Genomic DNA, 3,709 nt, shown 5'->3' with positions numbered 1-3,709 from the left:
CCTGAAGGAGCAGGGGCGCACCGACCGCGACGGCGAGAGAGGCCCCGCGCAGCACCGATCCGGGCGCGGCGAGCACCACGACGGGGGCCGAGACGAACAGGGCCTCGCTCGTGGCGCGGGCGAGCACCTCGGGCCGGTCCGACGCGAGCACCACCGGCTGATCGGGCACGGCGGTCACGGCGACCGCCGGCGGCGCCGGCTCGGCGCTCGGAGCCCCTTCGCCGGTCGGCGCCGGGCCGTCTGTCGAATCGGCGGAAGGGCTGCTGCTCGCCGCGGCCCCGGCCGAGCGTTCGGCGGCCACGCCGCCGTCCGTTCCCCCCACGAGGGTCACCGAGGCGACGGCGAAGAAGATCAGGGCGGCGAGCAGATGACGGCGCAACGACAATCCTCCGACGAGTTCGGGACGACCCCACGGTACGTGGGCAAACCGCCCGTCAGCCGATCACGACTCGCGTGTCGTGGGTGGTCGAGGGAGGGTGGTCGAGGGAGGGTGGTCGAGGGATGGGCTACCGGCCCGGGATCGGGCACCCGCTCCACGCACGCCGACGCGCGGGGCGGGAACGCCTCGGGAGTGCGTGGGAATGCCCGGCCACCGCCCCGGCGTTGCGACGGGGACAGTTCCACGTCTCCCCGCCGGGCGACGACGATGGTGGGTACGGGTGGGTACGGCCGGACGGCGGCGGCCGACATGGACGCAGGACGGAGACGACGGTTGACGGCGAGCACCCAGGACCCGCGCACCGAGGACCGGTACGACGACGGCGCGACGACGCTCCGACCCGGCACGGGGGGCCTGCCGGCGACGGCGGTCCTGGGTGAGCGGGCCACCGTGCTGCAGATCTCGAGCTCGTTCTGTGCCCCGTGCAGCGGCGCCCGCACGGTGGCGCGGCGCGTGGCCGAGACCACCCCCGGTGTCCGCCACGTGGAGCTCGACGTCGCCGGTCACGAGGAGCTCGCGGCGACGCTGCGGATCCGCACCACCCCGACCGTGCTCGTGCTGGACCCCGCCGGGCGGGTGCGCGACCGCCTGGAGGGCGTGCCGCGGCTGGCGTGGCTACGCCGCGCCGTCACCGGCCGGTGAACCCGTCCCGCCACCGAACCGTCCCGCCGCCGGCCCCGCCGGCCCGCCGACCGGTCAGGCCCGGGCGACCGCGAGGCTCGTGACCATCTCCTCGACGAGGGCAGCCGTCTCCGCCCAGTCGGTCACCGCACGCGTCGGCATCCCCAGGCGCACCACCGGGTAGTCGTTGCCGCCCTCGTCGAGACGGTCGCCCACGAAGAGCATGTCCGTCACGTCGATACCGGTCTGCTCGCTCAGCCGCTCCATGCCGTATGCCTTGTCGACGCCGGCGCGGGTGATGTCCACCGACGTCGAGCCGCCGGAACGCACCTCCAGTCCGGGCAGGCGCGCGGCGACGGCGGCGCGCAGCGCCTCCTTCTTCTCCCCCGTCGGGTCCCAGGCCTTCTTGGCGTCCAGGGGCGCCTGCTGTCCCAGGGCGGAGAACGTGATCTGGGAACCGCGGTCCTCCAGCGCCGGACCCCAGGTCCGGTCCGCCCACAGCCCGAGGCGGCGGGCCTCCTCCTCCACGGCCGCGAGCGCGGCGGACTTCTCGTCGTCGCCGAGGTCGTAGGCGTAGACGTGGTGCCATGCCTGGCCGTCGTGGCGCAGGTACCGGGTGCCGCAGGTCGGCATGAGGTGGAGCCGGTCGAGCTCCTCGGGCGTGGCGCTCAGGTGGGCGAGCACCTGGTCCTGGAACTGGCCGAAGTGACCGCCGGAGATGATGCACACGGGCAGCAGGTCGAGCAGGTCGGCGAGCGCCCGGCCCATCCGCTCCGGCATGGGCGACTTCGAGGGCGCGAGCGTGTCGTCCAGGTCGAAGGCGATCAGCTGCGGGTGGATCACGGGTGCTCTCCTCGGGTCGTCGGGGCCACGCGTCCCCCCGACGATTATGCCGGGCGATCCCGCCGGCCGGGTGCGCGGGACCACCGGCCCCTTGGGTGCGGCGCCCGCACCGGGCAGACTGTGGGCATGAACAGCGTGCCGCAGTGGACCCTGAACGACGGCCACAACCTCCCCGCGATAGGCCTGGGCACGTGGCGGATGGATGACGCCGGGGCCCGCACCGCCGTCGCCGACGCGATCCGCACCGGCTACCGGCTCATCGACACCGCCGCGACGTACGAGAACGAGGTGGGCGTCGGGCAGGGCATCGCCGACTCGGGGGTGCCGCGCGAGGAGATCGTCGTCACCAGCAAGGTGCGCGGTGACGACCAGGGCTACGAGTCGACGCTGCGGGCGTTCGAGAGCACCCGCCGTGACCTCGGCCTGGAGTACCTGGACCTGTATCTCATCCACTGGCCGCTGCCGCGGTTGGACACCTTCGTCGAGACGTTCCGGGCGCTCGTGAAGCTCCGGGTCGACGGCCTCGTCCGCTCGATCGGCGTCTCGAACTTCACGGCGGAGCACCTCGACCGCCTCATCGCCGAGACGGGCGTGACGCCGGCGGTGAACCAGATCGAGATGCACCCGGCGTTCCCCCAGTCGGCCCTGCGCGCGGACCACGCCGCCCGGAACGTGCTCACCCAGAGCTACCAGCCGCTGGGCCGTGGCCGCCTCCTGGACGCCCCCGCCGTGGCGGAGGCCGCCCGGTTCCACGGCGTCACCCCGGCCCAGGTGATCCTGCGCTGGCACCACCAGCTCGGCGCGCTCCCCATCCCCAAGTCCGCCGACCCCGCCCGCCGGGGGGAGAACCTCGACATCTTCCGGTTCAACCTGCGCGCCTGGGAGCTGGACCGCATCAGCGCACTGGAATCGAGCCGCTACGGCGCCGACCCGGAGTCGCACGAGGAGTTCTGAGGCTCAGCCCTCCGCGGGCAGCCTCACGGGTTCCCCGCCCGCTGGCCCGCGAGCATCCGGCGGGCCCAGGCGGCGAGACGGGGGCGGTCGACCCGGTAGCCCTCGGTCGGGATCTCGGGCACCCGCAGGACGGCGGCGACCGGCGCGGTGACGGCGGCGCGCACCGCCCGGGCCAGGCCCGGCGGCGCGAACGACGCCGGCGCCCGGGCACCCGCGTGCACGTCCGGGTCCGTCTGGACCACCAGCACCACCTGCTGGTCCCCCACGGGCCCCAGACCGACCGCGCCGGCGCGCACCACGCCGCGGATGCGGAGCGCGTCGTGCTCGAGCCGCACCGGCGTGAGCACCCCCCGCGCGGTGGTGATGACGTGGGCCACCCGTCCCTCCAGCCACAACCGGCCGCGGCCGTCGAGGTGCCCGACGTCGCCGGTGCGGTGCCAGGCGGGACCCCCGGAGCCGTCCCGGTCGGCCACGAGCACCTCACCGCGCACGCCGGCGGTGTCCGTGGGCTCGCTCGCGGGTCGGCCGACCTCGTCGAGCGGGATGACCTGGACGGTGACCCCGGCGAGGGGTGTGCCCACGCACCCGCCGCCACCCGCACCGACCGGTCCCGCGCGACCGTCCGCACCGCGGACGCCGGCCGCCGCGTCGGCCTCGGCCGCGGTGATCTCCTCGAGGGACGCCGCGGCGATCGGCCCCACCTCGGCGGTGCCGTAGACCGCGTGCGGCTCCGCCGCCGGCAGCACGTCCCGGATCCGGGCGAACTGGGCGGCGGTGACCGGCGCTCCCGCGGCGACGACGAGGCGCACGTGCGCGAACGCCTGGCGCTGTGCGGCGCTGAGGTCGTCGGCC

Annotated in this window: 3 protein-coding genes and 2 pseudogenes; 2 read left to right on the top strand and 3 right to left on the bottom strand. The window is 75.2% G+C overall.

The annotated features are described in order from the left end of the window. Positions 1-379, bottom strand: a pseudogene (locus ACYC1Z_RS14615) (hypothetical protein); the annotation flags it as partial. Positions 380-712: 333 nt separating this feature from the next. Between ACYC1Z_RS14615 and ACYC1Z_RS14610 the strand changes: the two are divergent. Next, positions 713-1,081, top strand: coding sequence for a thioredoxin family protein (locus tag ACYC1Z_RS14610; RefSeq protein ID WP_461410247.1), 369 nt, complete (start codon positions 713-715; stop codon positions 1,079-1,081). A 54-nt stretch (positions 1,082-1,135) separates the two neighbouring features. Here the strand turns inward: ACYC1Z_RS14610 and ACYC1Z_RS14605 are convergent, their stop codons facing one another. Then, positions 1,136-1,903: an HAD-IIB family hydrolase gene (locus ACYC1Z_RS14605; protein ID WP_461410246.1), complete on the bottom strand. Its 768-nt coding sequence runs from the start codon at positions 1,901-1,903 to the stop codon at positions 1,136-1,138. 126 nt (positions 1,904-2,029) lie between these two features. On the opposite strand from ACYC1Z_RS14605, the gene ACYC1Z_RS14600 reads away from it, so the two are divergent. Continuing rightward, positions 2,030-2,857 carry an aldo/keto reductase gene (locus ACYC1Z_RS14600; RefSeq protein WP_461410245.1) on the top strand — a complete coding sequence of 276 codons (828 nt, stop codon included), beginning with the start codon at positions 2,030-2,032 and terminating at the stop codon, positions 2,855-2,857. A 23-nt stretch (positions 2,858-2,880) separates the two neighbouring features. Here ACYC1Z_RS14600 and ACYC1Z_RS14595 read toward each other — a convergent pair. Continuing rightward, a pseudogene (locus ACYC1Z_RS14595) lies at positions 2,881-3,709 on the bottom strand (alpha/beta fold hydrolase); the annotation flags it as partial.

The organism is Georgenia sp. (genome assembly GCF_054605595.1).
This window is presented reverse-complemented; position numbering and strand designations above follow the sequence as displayed.